At 53.9% G+C, this 16123-nt stretch carries 16 protein-coding genes; 13 read left to right on the top strand and 3 right to left on the bottom strand.

Annotation, left to right across the window (positions count from 1 at the left end; translation table 11 throughout):
- Positions 1 to 31: 31 nt before the first annotated feature.
- Positions 32 to 604: a phosphate propanoyltransferase gene (gene pduL / locus BN3795_RS17420; protein WP_068785975.1), complete on the top strand. Its 573-nt coding sequence runs from the start codon at positions 32 to 34 to the stop codon at positions 602 to 604.
- A gap of 84 nt (positions 605 to 688) precedes the next feature.
- Here pduL and spoVAD read toward each other — a convergent pair whose 3' ends face one another.
- The 3 genes from spoVAD to BN3795_RS17405 are packed head-to-tail and all read right to left on the bottom strand — an operon-like array spanning position 689 to position 3056.
- Complete coding sequence (spoVAD, locus tag BN3795_RS17415) at positions 689 to 1693, bottom strand: stage V sporulation protein AD (RefSeq protein WP_068785974.1); 1005 nt, start codon at positions 1691 to 1693, stop codon at positions 689 to 691.
- 1 nt (position 1694) lies between these two features.
- Positions 1695 to 2183 (bottom strand): stage V sporulation protein AC, encoded by a 489-nt coding sequence (spoVAC, locus tag BN3795_RS17410; protein ID WP_068785973.1) that lies wholly within the window; start codon positions 2181 to 2183, stop codon positions 1695 to 1697.
- A gap of 12 nt (positions 2184 to 2195) precedes the next feature.
- Entirely contained in the window at positions 2196 to 3056 is an 861-nt protein-coding gene (locus BN3795_RS17405; protein WP_068785972.1) for a DUF421 domain-containing protein, read from the bottom strand.
- A 173-nt stretch (positions 3057 to 3229) separates the two neighbouring features.
- Here BN3795_RS17405 and BN3795_RS17400 point away from each other — a divergent pair, with 173 nt between their 5' ends.
- From BN3795_RS17400 to BN3795_RS17345, 12 genes are all read left to right on the top strand, one after another.
- Positions 3230 to 3436, top strand: a complete 207-nt coding sequence (locus BN3795_RS17400) for a DUF1657 domain-containing protein (protein WP_059045209.1) — start codon at positions 3230 to 3232, stop codon at positions 3434 to 3436.
- A 350-nt stretch (positions 3437 to 3786) separates the two neighbouring features.
- Positions 3787 to 5136 (top strand): FAD-dependent oxidoreductase, encoded by a 1350-nt coding sequence (locus tag BN3795_RS17395; protein WP_110945231.1) that lies wholly within the window; start codon positions 3787 to 3789, stop codon positions 5134 to 5136.
- Positions 5137 to 5219: 83 nt separating this feature from the next.
- A complete protein-coding gene (locus BN3795_RS17390) occupies positions 5220 to 6515 on the top strand; it encodes a citrate transporter (RefSeq protein WP_068785971.1) in 1296 nt (431 codons plus the stop codon).
- Positions 6516 to 6564: 49 nt separating this feature from the next.
- The gene (locus BN3795_RS17385) at positions 6565 to 8709 is read left to right on the top strand and encodes a hydantoinase/oxoprolinase family protein (RefSeq protein ID WP_068785970.1); all 2145 of its coding nucleotides are present in this window, start codon (positions 6565 to 6567) and stop codon (positions 8707 to 8709) included.
- 45 nt (positions 8710 to 8754) lie between these two features.
- Positions 8755 to 9459 carry a hypothetical protein gene (locus BN3795_RS17380; RefSeq protein ID WP_068785969.1) on the top strand — a complete coding sequence of 235 codons (705 nt, stop codon included), beginning with the start codon at positions 8755 to 8757 and terminating at the stop codon, positions 9457 to 9459.
- A gap of 68 nt (positions 9460 to 9527) precedes the next feature.
- Positions 9528 to 10385, top strand: coding sequence for a MurR/RpiR family transcriptional regulator (locus tag BN3795_RS17375; protein ID WP_068785968.1), 858 nt, complete (start codon positions 9528 to 9530; stop codon positions 10383 to 10385).
- Between the two features lie 198 nt (positions 10386 to 10583).
- Positions 10584 to 12134: a tRNA (N6-isopentenyl adenosine(37)-C2)-methylthiotransferase MiaB gene (gene miaB / locus BN3795_RS17370; protein WP_068785967.1), complete on the top strand. Its 1551-nt coding sequence runs from the start codon at positions 10584 to 10586 to the stop codon at positions 12132 to 12134.
- Positions 12135 to 12154: 20 nt separating this feature from the next.
- Entirely contained in the window at positions 12155 to 12607 is a 453-nt protein-coding gene (locus BN3795_RS17365; RefSeq protein WP_232729964.1) for a RicAFT regulatory complex protein RicA family protein, read from the top strand.
- Between the two features lie 120 nt (positions 12608 to 12727).
- A complete protein-coding gene (locus tag BN3795_RS17360) occupies positions 12728 to 13120 on the top strand; it encodes a PaaI family thioesterase (protein WP_068785965.1) in 393 nt (130 codons plus the stop codon).
- Positions 13121 to 13215: 95 nt separating this feature from the next.
- Complete coding sequence (locus BN3795_RS17355) at positions 13216 to 13989, top strand: NUDIX domain-containing protein (protein WP_068785964.1); 774 nt, start codon at positions 13216 to 13218, stop codon at positions 13987 to 13989.
- A gap of 63 nt (positions 13990 to 14052) precedes the next feature.
- A complete protein-coding gene (locus BN3795_RS17350) occupies positions 14053 to 14601 on the top strand; it encodes a cysteine hydrolase family protein (RefSeq protein ID WP_068785963.1) in 549 nt (182 codons plus the stop codon).
- Between the two features lie 7 nt (positions 14602 to 14608).
- Complete coding sequence (locus BN3795_RS17345) at positions 14609 to 16063, top strand: nicotinate phosphoribosyltransferase (RefSeq protein ID WP_068785962.1); 1455 nt, start codon at positions 14609 to 14611, stop codon at positions 16061 to 16063.
- Positions 16064 to 16123: the final 60 nt, after the last annotated feature.

Genomic DNA, 16123 nt, shown 5'->3' with positions numbered 1-16123 from the left:
TATAGAGAATATACGAGGAGTGTTTGTAGACATGAGCAAAACTGTATCAGTCGGCGTATCCGCGCGTCATATTCACTTAACGCAGGAGCATATTGAAATTTTGTTTGGACAAGGTTACCAATTGACGGAATTCAAGCCATTGTCACAACCGGGGCAATTTGCTGCGAACGAACAAGTGGCTGTCATCGGTTCGAAAGGCCAATTCGACAAAGTCCGCATCTTGGGTCCAGCTCGTTCAGCGTCCCAATTGGAAATTTCCCGCACGGATTCCTTTGCGATCGGCGTGAAGGCACCGGTGCGTGAGTCGGGCCATATTGAAGGCACGCCAGGCATCAAAGTCGTAGGTCCTGCCGGTGAAATCGAGCTGGAACAAGGGGTCATCGTCGCCGCGCGCCATATTCACTTCCATACCTCCGATGCCGAGAAATGGGGCATTCAGGACAAGCAGTTGCTGAAGGTCCGTTTAGGCGGGGAACGCGGTTTGGTGCTTGAGAACGTGATCGCCCGCGTGTCCGATAACTTTGCACTAGATATGCACATCGACACGGACGAGGCGAATGCGGCTGGCGCCAAAACAGGCGATACGGCTGAAATTCTCGACTGATGGATTGATTCTGCGATCATAAACAAAGGGCTTGACCTACCGGCATTGCAGCCGAGAGGGTCAAGTCCTTTTTGGGTTGAAGCCTTATGCTTCGATGGATACCGCGTGGGCGATGCAGGGAATGCTTTCGCCTTGTTGGAAGGAGAGCGGGGAGAGCAGCGCCCCGGTGGCTACGACGAGAATTCGCTTCAACTCTCCGCGCTTCATCCGGTTCAACAGATGGCCGTAGGTGACGACCGCGGAACAGGCGCAGCCGCTGGCTCCGGCCTGGACCTGCTGCTTCTCGTAATCATAGATCATCATCCCGCAATCCTGATAGGTCGTCTGTTTGATCGGGATATTGTGTCGGACGAACAAATCGTTGGCGATGGCATAGCCAACCTTGGATAAGTCTCCGGTCACGATCAAATCATAGTAGGACGGTTCGATTTGCAAATCGCGGAAATGAGCCTGGATGGTATCGACGGCTGCAGGCGCCATCGCCGCCCCCATGTTAAACGGGTCGGTAATGCCCATGTCTATCACCTTGCCGATGGTGGCCGAAGTCACCGACGGACCGTCCCCTTCGGGGGACACCACTGCCGAACCCGAACCGGTGACCGTAAACTGGGCCGTAGGCGGCTTCTGAGATCCGTATTCCGTCGGGTAGCGGAACTGCTTCTCCACGCTGGCGTTATGGCTGCATGTTCCGGCTACGGCGTATTTGGCACCGCCGGAATTGACCACGTATGCGGCCATCGCCAGCGTCTCCATTGAGGTTGAGCAGGCGCCAAACATGCCGATATAGGGAATGCTGAGCGTCCTTGCGGCAAAGCTGTTGCTGATGATCTGATTCATCAGATCACCGCCGAAATAGAACTGGATCTGCTCCTTGGTCAACCCGGCGTGCCGGATCGCCAACATGGCCGATTCCTCGAGCAGTGTTTTTTCGGCTTTTTCCCAGCTGTCCTGCCCAAGGTACAAGTCGGCGTGAATAATGTCGAAATCCTCAGCCAGCGGTCCCTGGCCCTCGAACGGTCCGACGACAGTGGCGGTGCTGATGATTTTCGGCTTGTTTTCGAATACCCAGCTTTGATGGCCTTTAAGCATATCAGTGACCTCCTCCAACGTATCCCGGAACGAACACGGCGTAGATGATGCCGATGAGAAAAGCCGCAACGGTTCCGAAGACGATAACGGAACCAGCTAGTTGGAACATCCCCGCAGCGACGCCAAGCACCAGACCTTCGGGCCGATGCTCGATCGCCGTCGAAGCCATCGAGTTGGCAAACCCCGTGACGGGAACAGCCGTGCCGGCCCCGGCCCATTGCGCGATCTTGTCATAGACGCCAAAGCTCGTGAGCAGCACCGATAGGATCACGAGGATGGCGACCGTTGGATTGGCGGCTTCTTTTTCGCTCATGTCCGCAAAATGGATAAAGGCCTGTCGGATGCATTCTCCAAACAGGCAAATCAGTCCTCCGACCAGAAAGGCTCGCAGGCAATTGACGGCTACCGGACGCTTCGGCTCATGGGCATTTGCCAGCCGTTGATATTGCTGCTGCGTCGGGGTCAACTGCTTATTTTTTTTCTTGGCCATGCTCCCATCCTCCTATTGGATTAATAACGGTTTGACTTGATTGATGACCTGCTGCAAGTTGACCGAGCAATCTCCGTACAGCTTCTTCGCCGCTTCTTCGTCCGTCGAGAGGGCAAACATCTCCAGATCCGCCTCGCACTTCTTCAACTGGGCCAGCAGCACGGCCTTCTCCTGAGGTTGCGGTACCGTGAGTTGATCATCGTACAAATCGGCATAAAACTGGCCATAACTGTCGACCTGCCCCAAATTAACGTTATCCAGCGACACCCCCAGCTTCTCCAGCTCCGTATTCAGCCATTTCCGGTTGAGTCCCAGTGTCGCCAGCGGCTCGTCCATGATTTTTCCGTCGAGGATCACCGTTTGCGGCTCCGGTTCGGGAGCAACCTTGATTCCTAATTGGGACGGCGTAAGGGGCTGATATTCGTTCTTCAGCATCGCGTTGATCTCGCCATCGGGTTCGATGACCGCAAACTCCACTTCCGCCACTTTGAAAATACTCTTTTTTCGCAGTTGCTCCATCAGTTCCTCGTTGGTCAACTTCTCCTTCTTCAGATTATCCTCCAGGATTTTGCCGTCCTTGATCAGCACGGTGCTGCTGCTGTCGATCCAATCGCGGGCTTTCTTGCTCTTAATCTGCAAGTATTCGATCCCGAGCGAGACGAGAAACCAGACGGTGACGGCGATTAGCCCGAGATACCAGTCCGTATTGATGTCCAGGGAGATGTAAGCGGTAATGCTCCCAATCGTGATCCCTGTTATATATTCGAAGAAGGAAAGCTGCGAGATTTGCCTTTTTCCGAGCAACCGGGTGAGGACGAATAACACGACAACCGCCACCAGCGTTCGGACGATAACCTCCAACCACATCGGCATGGGGAATACTCCTTTCGTAGACCATACAAGGCGAGATAACCCAATTATGCGCGGGGAAGCGTAAATTTACTAAGACAAAATGTGGAAGCGAGAAGGGGAGTATGAATCCGTCTGGGAGAGGTAAAATTATGGGTTGTTCCAAGGATCATGCAAAAATTAAAGGTGGTGAAATCATGACAGTAGCAGCTCAAGTCAAAACGACCTTAGCTTCCTTAAAAAGCGCGCAGGCAAACCTGGAGCAATTTGCGCTAAGCACGCAAAACCAACAAGCGAAAGACCTGTTCACACAATGCGCAGAGCAAACGCAGCAGATTGTCACGCAAGTGGAAAGCCGCGTATCGCAGTTGGAAAGCGAAGAACCCCAATATAAAGGATTCTGATTTGAAATCAAAATGACAATCCTGGCGTGGCGGTGCAGAGAACTCTGCATCGCTATTTCCCGTTTCCGATCAATCGTCCCCTCAATTCCTCCCGTAGTTTCTATAAATAAAACGCATACATGAATCTATCTCTTAGTATAAAATATATAGCTAACTTGTAAAGAAAATAATTTTCTAAATTAACGTAAATAAAGAAAAAAATAAACAAAATCATTTACAAATTGATTTGCTTCTGTTACTTTAGAACACATGAAACAGCCAAACCGAGTTGTTGCTTCCGAAGCAAGTTTTGTTCGAAGCCGATTCAAGAAGCAACGCTCACAAAACTTTTACAAGGAGGAGTTGTACAATTGGAATCGTTTGATGTCATCGTCATGGGCGGCGGTATTTCGGGCACGATGGCCGCGGTAGCGGCAGCGAAGTCGGGAGCGAAAACGCTGATCGTGGAATCGCAGGGATACTTGGGCGGCACCTTGACCGCCAATGGCGTAGGTCCGATGATGACTTTTCATGCCGGTGAGAAGCAGGCCATTCAGGGGTTGACCGACGAACTGATCGAAAGATTGAAAGGGATCGGCAAGTCGCCGGGTCATATTTTTGATACGACCGGATTTACTTATACGGTTACCCCGTTTGATGCCGAGGCGATGAAAGTCGAGCTGGAATCCATGGTTTTGGAAAACGGAGGGCAAATCCTGTACCATACGATGCTGGCGGAAGTGCATACGGAAGATCAACGGGTTGTCGGGATCACCCTCTGCAACAAGTCCGGCTTAAGCAGGCTGTCGGCCAAAGTCTTCATTGATGCGACGGGGGATGGGGATCTGGCCGTTCGTGCGGGCGCCGCTTTCACCAAAGGCCGCGAAAAGGATGGGGCCATGCAGCCGATGACGTTGAAAATGAAGATGACCCATGTCGATATCGCTAAGGTGAAGGCTTATATTCATGCCCATCCGGAGGATTTCCCGTTATATAAAGGCGATACGTCAATTATTGAGAAGGCGCCGAGATTGTCGACCTCCGGTTTTGTCGGCTTGTTCAAGCAGGCTAAGGCCAGAGGCGAAATTTCCATCCCGCGGGAGGATGTCCTCTTCTTCGAAACGAATACACCGGGCGAGGTGATCTTGAATACGACGCGGATTCTTGGTCATGACGGTACGGATGCATGGAGCATCAGCCGGGCCGAGACGGAGGGGCGGAAGCAATGCAGGGAATTGGAACGCTTCGTGAAAAAATATATCCCCGGTTTTGAAAACGCTGTCGTCGAATCGACCGGTCCTTCGATCGGTGTCCGCGGATCTCGGCAAATCATCGGCCTTTACACGCTGACGTCGGAAGATATCCTGGCTCAGACCCGGTTTGCAGATACCATCGCGCATTCGGGTTATCCGATCGATATTCATAACCCTGACGGCGAAGGCACGAAACACGAAAAACTGGAATGGGGAGGCATGTACAGCATTCCGTACCGTTGTCTCGTTACACCGGCGCTGAACAACGTCATCGTCATCGGGCGCTGTTTGTCCGCCACCTTTGAGGCGCAGGCCGCCGTCAGAACGACGCCGACCACCGGCGCTATCGGACACGCGGGCGGGGTTGCCGCTGCGCAGGCCGCGCTGCAAGATCTGGATGTCCGACAGGTGGATGTCGGCAAGGTTCAGAAGGTGCTCAAGGAGCAAGGAGCCTACCTGGAGGTTTAATAATAAAGGTTGTTCAAAAAGTCAACTTTTGATCACGCTTACTTATAGATTTATTTATTTGAATGGTAAAGGAGACTTGAACGATGAGTTCAATGATTTGGGTGCAAGCGATTGGCATATTACTCATTTTTCTCTTATTTGCGGCACTGATGATGACCCGGAAGCTGCCTACGATTTTGGCGCTGCCGAGCATGGCGATTCTATTCGCGCTGATTGCGGGGGTGCCCTGGTCCTCGGGAAATCCCGAGACGGCCACGATTAGCGGAACGATTCTTGCCCAAGGTTCCATGCGGCTGTCTACGGCGATCGCCGGCTTGATCTTCGGCGCCTGGTTCGGTCAGATTCTGAATAAAGTAGGCGTAACCAAGGCAATCATCCGCAAGGCGGCGGAGATGGCCGGCGACAAGCCGTTATTGATCTCACTGCTGTTCTTCGCTACGGCTTCGATCATCTTCTCCGCGGCAAGCGGTCTCGGAATGGTTATCCTGGTCGGCACGATCATTATTCCGATCATGCTGACCGCCGGCATCAGCCAGTTCTTGGCTTCGGTGGTATTGCTGTCTTCCGTTGGCGTCGGGGTATTGTTTAACGTATCGAACTGGGCGGTATATGTGGATGTGATGGGGCTGCCGGTGTCCACCGTGGCCGATTACACGCTAATCGCCGCTTTACCGCTGATTGTGATCAGCATAATTATGATCGTCTTTTATGCTCGCCGCGACGGGCGCGGGCGCAAAGCATGGGCAATGCCGTCCAACTCCTCCTCTTCGGATGGCCGTAAGGTACCGACGATTGCCCTGGTTAGCCCGTTGGTCCCCGTTCTTATGGTTTTTGTATTCAAGATGGATATCGTGCCTGCCGTAATTATCGGCGCGGTCGCCACGCTGCTGTTGTCCTGGCCGAAGCGTCCGATTCACGTGCTTTCCAGCTCTCTGGTCGAAGGCATTCAAGATGTGGCCGGGGCTTTGGGACTCATGATCGGGATCGGCATGCTGGTCAACGCCGTTATGGCGCCGCAGGTGACGGCGATTATTTCGCCATTGATCGAATCGGTGCTGCCAAGCAATCCGCTGATGTACATTCTTTTCTTCACCCTCTTGTCGCCGCTGGCGATTTATCGCGGCCCGTTGAACGTATGGGGGCTCGGAAGCGGAATCGCCGCGCTGTTCGTAGGGGCCGGCATGACGCCGATTGCGGCGATGTTGGCATTGCGGGTAGTCAGCAATGTGCAGGCCGTATCCGATCCGACCAACTCGCATAACGTTTGGGTAGCCGATTTCACGAAGAGCGACATTAACGACATTTTGAAACGGACGTTGCCTTGGATGATAACGGCCGTGCTGATCTCCATGGTTTGGGGAGCGTTCGTCGTCTTTTAAGAGGATGGGGAAAGCAGGGTTATAGAGAGATAGGAGGGAGCTGTTTGAAATGGGCAGAAAAGTAAGGGTAGGGATCGACGTCGGCGGTACATTTACGGATGCGGTCGTCCTCGATAATGAAACGTATGAAATTATTGAAAAGATGAAAATTCCGACAACTCATCACGATGAAGATGGCGTAGCCAAAGGAATTGTGCAAATTTTGCAGACGATCTTGCAAAGTAAAGGCATCGCGCCGGAGGATGTTGCTTTCATCGCTCATGGGACCACGCAGGCGACCAATGCTCTGCTGGAAGGGGATGTCGCGAAAGTCGGCATTCTCGGCATGGGGACGGGCATGGATGGCTTAACCGCACGCAGCGAATCCAATCCGGGCCAGATTGAGCTTGCCCCCGGCAAAAATCTGCAAACCTACCATACCTACCTGGACTCCAAAAATCTGAAGGAGGAGACCGTGGAGCAAAGTCTGCGGGAACTGCTTGACCAGGGAGCGGAGGTCATCGTCGCTTCGGAAGCGTACAGCGTGGACGATCCGGCGAATGAGCTGCGCATCGTAGAAGCGGCCGGGCGTCACGGCGTGTTCGCGACCGGTGGGCACGAAATCTCGCAACTGTACGGGCTACGCACGCGGACGAGAACCGCGGTCATCAACGCCAGCCTTATTCCGAAAATGATGGAGACGGCGAATATGACCGAGAAATCGGTCAAGAACGCGAACATCGCCTCGCAATTGATGATCATGCGCTGCGACGGCGGGGTCATGAGCATTGACGAGGTTCGGAAGCGTCCGATCCTGACGATGTTGTCCGGGTTGGCTGCCGGCGTGGCGGGAGCGCTGATGTACGAGAAAATCTCCGACGGCATCTTCTTTGAAGTCGGCGGCACGAGCGTGGATATTTCCGTCATCAAGAACGGCAAGGTTATGATCCAGAATGCACAGGTCGGCGGGCACCGCACTTACCTGCAATCTCTGGATGTCCGGACTTTAGGCATCGCCGGCGGCAGCATGATCCGAGTGGCGGACGGCAAGGTTGTCGACGTGGGCCCGCGGAGCGCCCATATTGCCGGCAAGGCTTACGAATGCTTCGCAGACCCGGCGCAATTGACGGATGCCGAGGTTCTGTTCATCCGCCCGCGTGAAGGTGACGCTCCGGAATACGCCGTTGTTCGCGGCGGTCTTGGAGAGGAGTTCTCGCTTACACTGGCAGGTGCGGCGAATTTGCTCGGCTACGTGCCGGAAGGGGACTATGCTTATGCCGGGAAAGAGAGCGCCCGATTGGCATGGGATGCCCTAGGCGCGCATCTCGGCATGTCCGGGGAGGCGGCCGCCCGCCAGGTCATGGATATCGCCATCGAAAAAACGATGAATACGGTAAATGAAATGATCGCGGATTATGAGTTGGACCGCTCCTTCGTTACTCTTGTCGGCGGAGGCGGCAGCGGGGCCGTGCTGATCCCGGCCATGGCCGAGAAAGAAGGGATGAAATGGCAAATTGCCAAGAATGCGCCCTATATCTCGACGATTGGAGTAGCCTTGGCCATGGTCAAGGAACAGATCGAGCGGACGGTCATTAACCCTACCGATGCGGATATCAAGCGGATTCGCAGCGACATTATGGATAAAATCGTCCAGTCCGGGGCGAGCGAGGAAACCGTGGAAATCACGATCGAGATCGACAATCAGAAAAATATTTTGCGTGCGATCGCAACCGGTTCAACCGAGCTCCGTTCCAAAGATTTGGGGCAGGCCGCGATGACGGAGGCGGAAATGCGGGCTATTGCCGCAAGCTCCGTGGACGCGCCGGCCGACTCCATGGTTCTGGCCGCCCAAACAGGACGTTGGCATTTATTTGCCAGCGAAGAAATACGCAAATCGTTTTTCGGCCTCTTCAAGAAGAAACGCACCTCCGTCAGCGTAGTGGATCGGGAAGGCGTGGTCCGGTTCAAGCAGGCCGGAGTGCATTACGGACAGTTTGCCAAGAAGCAGCGCCACGATGCTTTCGTTGCCTTCCTGGACGATCACACGATTTATTCGGACGCGAACGCAACGATCCCGAAAGTGTTCCTGTTTTTCCGGGAGAAGATGCTTGATCTGACCGGGATGCAGACGAAGGAGCAACTGTTGTCCATTGTGGATGTGGAGACGGAAATGCTGGGCGAGGAGGAAGTTTGGCTCGCGATCGCTTATCAGTAAGAGGTTGCTTATTCAGCTTTGGAAGGCGGAAGGAGGTTGATTCACATGACGAGCGTACCGGAAAAAGAGCAGGCTTTCGATCTGCTAGGCTTGGATCTGGATGACGGGGTGTTGGCTTTGGCTGAACTGGAAAGGGACCCGGTTTTTCATAAAATCGATCCGGGCAATTACGCCTATTATTTGTCCCGCTCTTTGGCCATGGGACGGGAAGCGGCTGAACGGCTGCATGGGCAGGATATCCGTGTTCTTCTGGAGCAAGCGGGCATTCAATTCCATCTGGCGGCGTCCGCGGGAACGGGCACCTTCAAGGTTGCGCTGCGGGCGCAGCTGGACTGGGGCGGGAAGGTGCCGCAGATCACTGTTTACCGGGAATCTTTGCGGCAACTGCAGGCTGCTGCTGAGACGGTGGATGGACTCGGCCCCGTCAGCTTCGACAGAATCGTCGACATTCATTTGGCGCATGAGTATTATCATTTTCTGGAATACCGCAGCGGCCGGTTTACGAATGAACTGCTGGATCCGGTGGAGGCCCTGCGAATCGGCCCCTTCCGCAGACAAGCGACGATTCTGCAGACAAGCGAGATTGCAGCGCATGCTTTTTGCAAAGAACTGTTGGGACTCCCCCTATTACCCAGCTTGCTGGATCATGTTTACCTGATGCAGACGGGGGCGATAAAGAAGGAGCAATTTGCGGAAAATGTGAAAAAGTGGAAAGCGATTTTAGGCGAGAATGGACTCCGTATGCTATAATAAGTAAATCGTTCGTGCGCAGAACCGTTTCAGAAGAACGGTTTTTCGCATATGCAGGAGGACATGTCATGGCTTCGCAAGTACCCGCGGTGATTGCAAAAATCATTTCGCTCAAGCAAAAGTTTACTTACGGTGAGAACCAAATCGCTCAATTTGTGATCGATCATTCCGAATTTATTACTCAACATACGATTACGGCGCTGGCCAATGAGATTGGCGTCTCGGAGACAAGCATCAACCGTTTCTGCAAGAAGATCGGCTTCAAAGGCTTCAACGATTTCAAGATCGCCATTGCCCAGGATACGTTCTACCGGGAGATGCAGACGAGGAAGAAAGAACGCCGCGAAATCACGCCGATTGACGGATTGGCGCTCGATTACAACGAACTGGTGATCAATACGTCCGCGATGATCTCGGAGGAGACGCTTTTTGATGTGGCGGAAACGCTGAAACGAGCCAGACGCATTCATATTTTTGGCATCTTTGATTCCTTCCTCTCGGCCATGGCCTTGAAGAACCGTCTGTCGTTGATCGGGATCAGCGCGGAAGCCAGCAGCGACAGCCGCGCGATGAAAATTGCGGCGTCTCAGACCACGCCGGAGGATATGGTCATCGCGTTCACCCGTTCCGGGGCGACGCCGGAAATTATCGACGCGGTGTCGACCGCCCAGATGAACCAGGCCAAAACGGTTGCGATCACCTGCTACGACTCTTCTCCGGTCACCGAGGTTGCGGAAACGAATATCATCGTGCCCGACAAAATGTCGGTCAATAACAGCGCGATGATGTCGAATCACATTACTTTCCTGTTCGTAGTGGATGCCGTGATGAGTTTGCTGATCTCCTCGGACAAGTCGTACCTTAAGAGGAAGCTGGACAGCGAAGGTATCATCTCCAGCCGGCCTTCGGTAACGGAGTATTATTGAGCTAGGAAGCGGACTGCCTTTACGGCAAGCCGCTTCTTTTTTTTGAAATGATGGAATTTGAAGCCGGGTTTATGGCAGGACGTTGTCTGGATATAACGGCTGGCCCATGCTATAATTTAGTGTAATGCACTTTTAGGCATTATTGATTTTTGCCCATCAGGAATGAAGATAGATTGGTAAAAGGAGTGAACGGGCAGCATGGCTAAGGAAACGAAGGATTACGCCAAATATTTCGACTTCTCGGACGCCCGGGTCATTTCGGAGGACGAGCGAGGGAAGAAGATCCGAATCCGTGGCCGGGACATTCAAATTTTGTCCGAACCGAACCATCGCATGGAGAAGCAACGGGGGAAAGAGGACGTCCAGGTCCTGTACGAGAACGCTGTTCCCGACGAGCTGAAGCGGATCGGAGCCGGGAAGCATTATATCGTATACACGTTTGGTTGCCAGATGAACGAACACGACACGGAAACGATCAAAGGTTTGCTGGAGCAAATGGGCTACCGTGCAACGGAAGACCGCAAAACGGCGGATCTCATTTTGCTGAATACCTGTGCCATCCGTGAGAACGCGGAGGATAAAGTATTCGGCGAGTTGGGGCATCTCAAAGGATTGAAGACGGAGAAGCCGGATCTGCTGTTGGGCGTATGCGGCTGCATGTCGCAAGAAGAAGGCGTCGTGAAGCGTATTTTGCAGAAGCACGGTTTCGTGGATATGATCTTCGGGACGCACAACATTCACCGTTTGCCGTATCTGATTCAGGAGGCTTTGTTCAGTAAAGAGATGGTCGTCGAGGTATGGTCCAAGGAAGGCGACATCATCGAGAACCTGCCGAAGAAGCGCGAAGGCATGCGGGCGTGGGTGAATATTATGTACGGATGCGACAAGTTCTGTACCTATTGCATCGTGCCGTTTACCCGCGGCAAGGAGCGCAGCCGCCGTCCGGAGGATGTGATTACCGAAGTGCGGGAGCTGGCGCGACAAGGTTATAAAGAGGTTACGCTGCTCGGACAAAATGTCAATGCGTACGGCAAGGATTTTACCGACCTCAATTATACGTTTGCGAATTTAATGGACGATATTCGTCAGATTGATATTCCTCGGGTTCGGTTTACGACCTCGCATCCGCGCGATTTTGACGATGCCCTGATCGATGTGTTGGCCAAGGGCGGCAATCTGGTAGAGCATATTCATCTGCCGGTTCAATCGGGCAGCAGCGATGTGCTGAAGAAGATGAGCCGGAAATACACGCGGGAGCATTATCTCGAACTGGTGCGCAAAATCAAAGCGAAAATTCCGAATGTCGTCCTGACCACGGACATTATCGTTGGATTCCCGGGCGAAACGGAAGCGCAATTTGAAGAAACCTTGTCCCTCGTGCGCGAGGTGGGTTATGATTCGGCTTACACCTTCGTCTATTCTCCGCGTGAAGGCACACCGGCTGCGGTAATGGAAGATAACGTGCCGCCGGAAGAGAAGAAAGCCCGGCTCGCGCGGCTCAATGATACGGTGAACGAATTCAGCCGCAGCAGCAACGAGGCGCTGCGCGGACAAATCGTCGAGGTGCTGGTCGAAGGCGAAAGCAAAAACAACGCCAACGTGTTGTCCGGACGCACCCGAAGCAACAAGCTGGTCCATTTCGAAGGCGGAGCGGAGCTGATTGGAACGTTTGTCCAGGTCGAGATCACCGATCCGATGACTTGGTATATCAAAGGCAATCTTATAGAGCAAACCGCCAAATTGGCGTAATGCAGGGGAGGTTATTGACAGTGGAACAACATAAAGATCAGACCGATTGCGGGATTCCCAAGTTCGATTCCCGGGACCTGGTCATTCGTGACGATATTATGAGCAAAGCCAAGGAGCTGGCGGAGCTGATCGGAACCAGCGAAGAAGTTCAGCAATTTCAGAAGGCGGAGAAGCTGATCCAGCAGCATGAGCGCGTTCAGACGTTAATCAGCGCGATTAAGAAGAAGCAGAAGGAAATCGTCGCCTTCGAAACGTTCCAGAACCAGGCGATGGTTCAGAAGATTGAACGCGAAATTGAGGAACTGCAGGACGAATTGGACGGCATTCCGCTCGTGACCGAATTCCAGCAGAGCCAAAGCGATATCAACTATCTGCTCCAGCTGGTCGTCTCCGTGATCCGCGATACGGTCGCCAGCAAAGTGAACGTGGAGTCAGGCAGCGAGCCGGCTGTTTCATCCGGTTACGGAGAGTAAAGCGAAGCAGTCGGTGCGGAGGCAAACCCTCCGCTTTTTTTCATCCTGGATAGCAGGATGGAAGCACCGTCAGTTCGGAATATTATAATATAGAGAGAAGCAAGGATAGGGGGACAACAAGTGGATTGGAGCGATGAAGTACAGCAGCGAGAAGAGCAGTCGTTCTGGGGGTTACTAGGACTGCGCCTCATTTCAGCCGACCATCGTCTTGTGCAACTGGGATTGAAGGCGGGAGCCTCCCATCTCAACTCCATGGGGATCGTGCACGGCGGCGTCCTATCGTCGATGATGGATCAAGCGATGGGAACGCTGGTGGCAACCATTAAGGGCAAGTTCGGGGTGACGACCCATTTGAACGTGAATTTCCTTAGCCCGATGCGTACGGGGGAACTGATCGTGTCGGCTTACCCGCTGCATGAGACCCATCGGACGATGACGCTCCGCTCCGAAGTTCGCAACGAAGAAGGCACCCTTGGCTGCCTTTCAACGGCAACGTTCCGGCTGCCGAAGTGAGCGGAGGACCGACGGCGGGCTAGAATCGCATGAATTCGTAAATGCCGGATTGCTCCATAGGGCCGGCGTTATCCTAGACGATGTGGTGATACGTGATGAACGAGGAACAAAAGCAGGTAGTTAATGAGGTTAAGAAATATCGCACGCCGGACGGAATTCCGGCCGATATCGTCATGTTTACCCTGACGAGGCAGGAACGAAAGGCATCGACCAAGTCGCTGCCGCGCTTTGATCTGAAGGTCATGCTGATCCGCCGGCGGAGTTGGCCGTTTGCCGGAGCTTGGGCGCTGCCGGGCGGTTTTTCGCAGGAGGACGAATCGCTGTATGAAACCGCCCGCCGCGAACTCAAGGAAGAAACCGGCGTTGACGGCTCGCATCTGGAATATTTGGGCGTGTACAGCAAGCCGGGGCGGGACCCGCGCGGCTGGATTATCTCCCATGCATTCTTCGCGCTGGTGGAGGAGTGGGTGCTGGAGAAGCGGCAATCCGCAGATGATGCCCAGGAGGTTGGTCTGTTCACCGTTCGCGAGGCATTAGAGGATTTGCAGTTAGCTTTTGACCACCGCGAAATCTTGCAGGACGCCTATAAACGAATCCAGCAGCAAATGCTGCATACGACGATTGCGAAGCAGTTCTTGCCGCCGCATTTCACGCTGGGCGAATTGTATCAGGTGATTCAAACGGTCGTTCCGGACTTCGCCGAGTTGAATTTTATCCGCAAAATTACATCTACGCGCAGCCGTCAGGGGATACTGGAGGAAGTACGCGACGAAAACGGCAAACCTATGTTGTCCAACCAGTATTCGCAGCGTCCGGCCCAGTTGTACCGATTTACCGACTTCACGCCGCAGCTGTCCATCTATACGTAATTGTATCCTTTACATATCCAGCGGCCGAAGGCGTAAGGAATTGTCCAAAGGGAGAGTGGGAACATGAAAGCTCTGATCGTCATCGATTATACGAATGATTTTGTGGACGGCAATCTTCCGGTAGGCCAGCCGGCGATCGATATCGAACCGGCGGTTTGCCGGTTGACGGAGTCTTTTGCGGCGCAAGGCGATTATGTCGTCATGACCGTGGACCTGCACGAGCGGGAAGACAAATGGCATCCGGAGACGAAGCTGTTTCCGCCGCATAATCTCCGAGACACGGAAGGCCGTGCGTTATATGGCCGACTGGCTGAGGTTTATGCGCAGAACCGGGACCGGATCTATTGGATGGATAAAACCCGGTACAGTGCGTTTTGCGGTACGGATCTCGAGCTGAAGCTAAGGGAGCGGGGGATTACCGAAGTGCATCTGATTGGCGTATGCACGGACATTTGTGTGCTGCATACAGCGGTGGATGCCTACAATAAAGGATTTGCGATTACGGTTTATGAGGATGCGGTGGCCAGCTTCAACCCGGAGGGGCATACTTGGGCGCTGGGCCATTTCCGCAGCAGCTTGGGAGCGATCGTAACGAACAGCCAGAGAGGATGAACAGGTGATGCCAACCACGGGGTTAGCCCTGCATACCGATAAATATCAGATCAATATGATCTACGCGCACTGGGTGAATGGGACGCATTTGCGGAGGACGGTGTTTGAGGCTTACTTCCGCAAGCTGCCGTTCGGGAACGGGTATGCGGTATTTGCCGGCTTGGAGCGGATCGTGGACTACATCCGGCAGCTCCGGTTTACGGAAGAGGATTTGGCGTATTTGGCCAAGCAGGAAGAGAACTACAAGCCGGAATTTCTGGACCTGCTGCGCGGGTTTGCATTTAAAGGGACGCTGATGTCCATGGCGGAAGGCTCCCTTTGCTTTCCTAACGAGCCGCTGATCCGGGTTGAAGGGACGATCATGGAGACGCAGTTGGTGGAAACCGCGCTGCTTAACTTCATGAATTTTCAGACTCTGATCGCTACCAAGGCGTCGCGGGTCAAACGGGTTGCCGAGAAGGATGTGCTGCTGGAGTTCGGTACCCGCCGGGCGCAGGAAGCCGATGCGGCGATTTGGGGCGCACGCGCCGCTTACGTCGCCGGTTTTGACGCAACGTCCAACCTGCTGGCCGGCGAAAATTTCGGGATTCCAACCAAAGGCACCCATGCCCACTCGTGGGTGCAGATCTTTGATTCCGAGCAGGAAGCCTTCGAATTGTATGTAAAGGCGCTGCCGGATCAGGTCTCGCTGCTGGTCGATACGTTTGATACGCTCAAAAGCGGCGTCCCGAACGCCATTCGAACCGGCAAGATGCTGGAAGCCGCCGGCAAGCGGCTCGGAAGCATCCGTCTGGACAGCGGCGACTTGGCGTACCTGTCGATTCAGGCCCGCAAAATGCTGGATGACGCCGGCTTATCTTACGTCAAGATCGTCGCATCGAACGACCTGGATGAGAATACGATTTTTAACCTGAAGGCGCAAGGTGCGAAAATCGATATCTGGGGGGTCGGGACTCAGTTGATTACGGCGGCGGACCAACCGGCGCTGGGAGGCGTGTACAAGCTGGTTGAACGGGAGAAGGACGGGCGGATGGAGCCGACGATTAAGATCTCCGGCAATCCGGAGAAAGTCACGACCCCGGGCAAGAAAGATGTGCTGCGCATCGTCAGCAAGGACAGCGGCAAGGCGATTGCGGATTACATTTGTTTTCCGCATGAGCAGCAAGCCCGGACAGGCGGCAACCTCCGCTTGTTCGATCCGATCCATCCCTACATCAAGAAATCAGTGAAAAATTACGAAGCCGTGTCGATGCTCCAGCCGATCTTCGTGGATGGGGAGCTCGTGTACGAGCTGCCGACGCTGGACCAAATTCGCGAGTATCACCGCGCGCAACTGGATCTGTTCTGGCCGGAGTACCTGCGGAAGCTGAACCCGGAAATTTACCGGATCAGCTTGAGTCAGGAAGCCTGGGAACTGAAGCAGAAAATGATCGAGGAATATCTGGGGCAGCAGGAGGAGTAAACCTCATGGCTCGTCCCGCCAGACCCCAAAAGATCGCTCACGCCGATATCGGCGGAGCGA

The organism is Paenibacillus phocaeensis, from assembly GCF_900021165.1.
Taxonomy (GTDB): Bacteria; Bacillota; Bacilli; order Paenibacillales; family Paenibacillaceae; genus Fontibacillus; species Fontibacillus phocaensis.
Note: the sequence above shows the minus strand (reverse complement) of the source record. Positions and strands in the feature narration are given on the sequence as shown.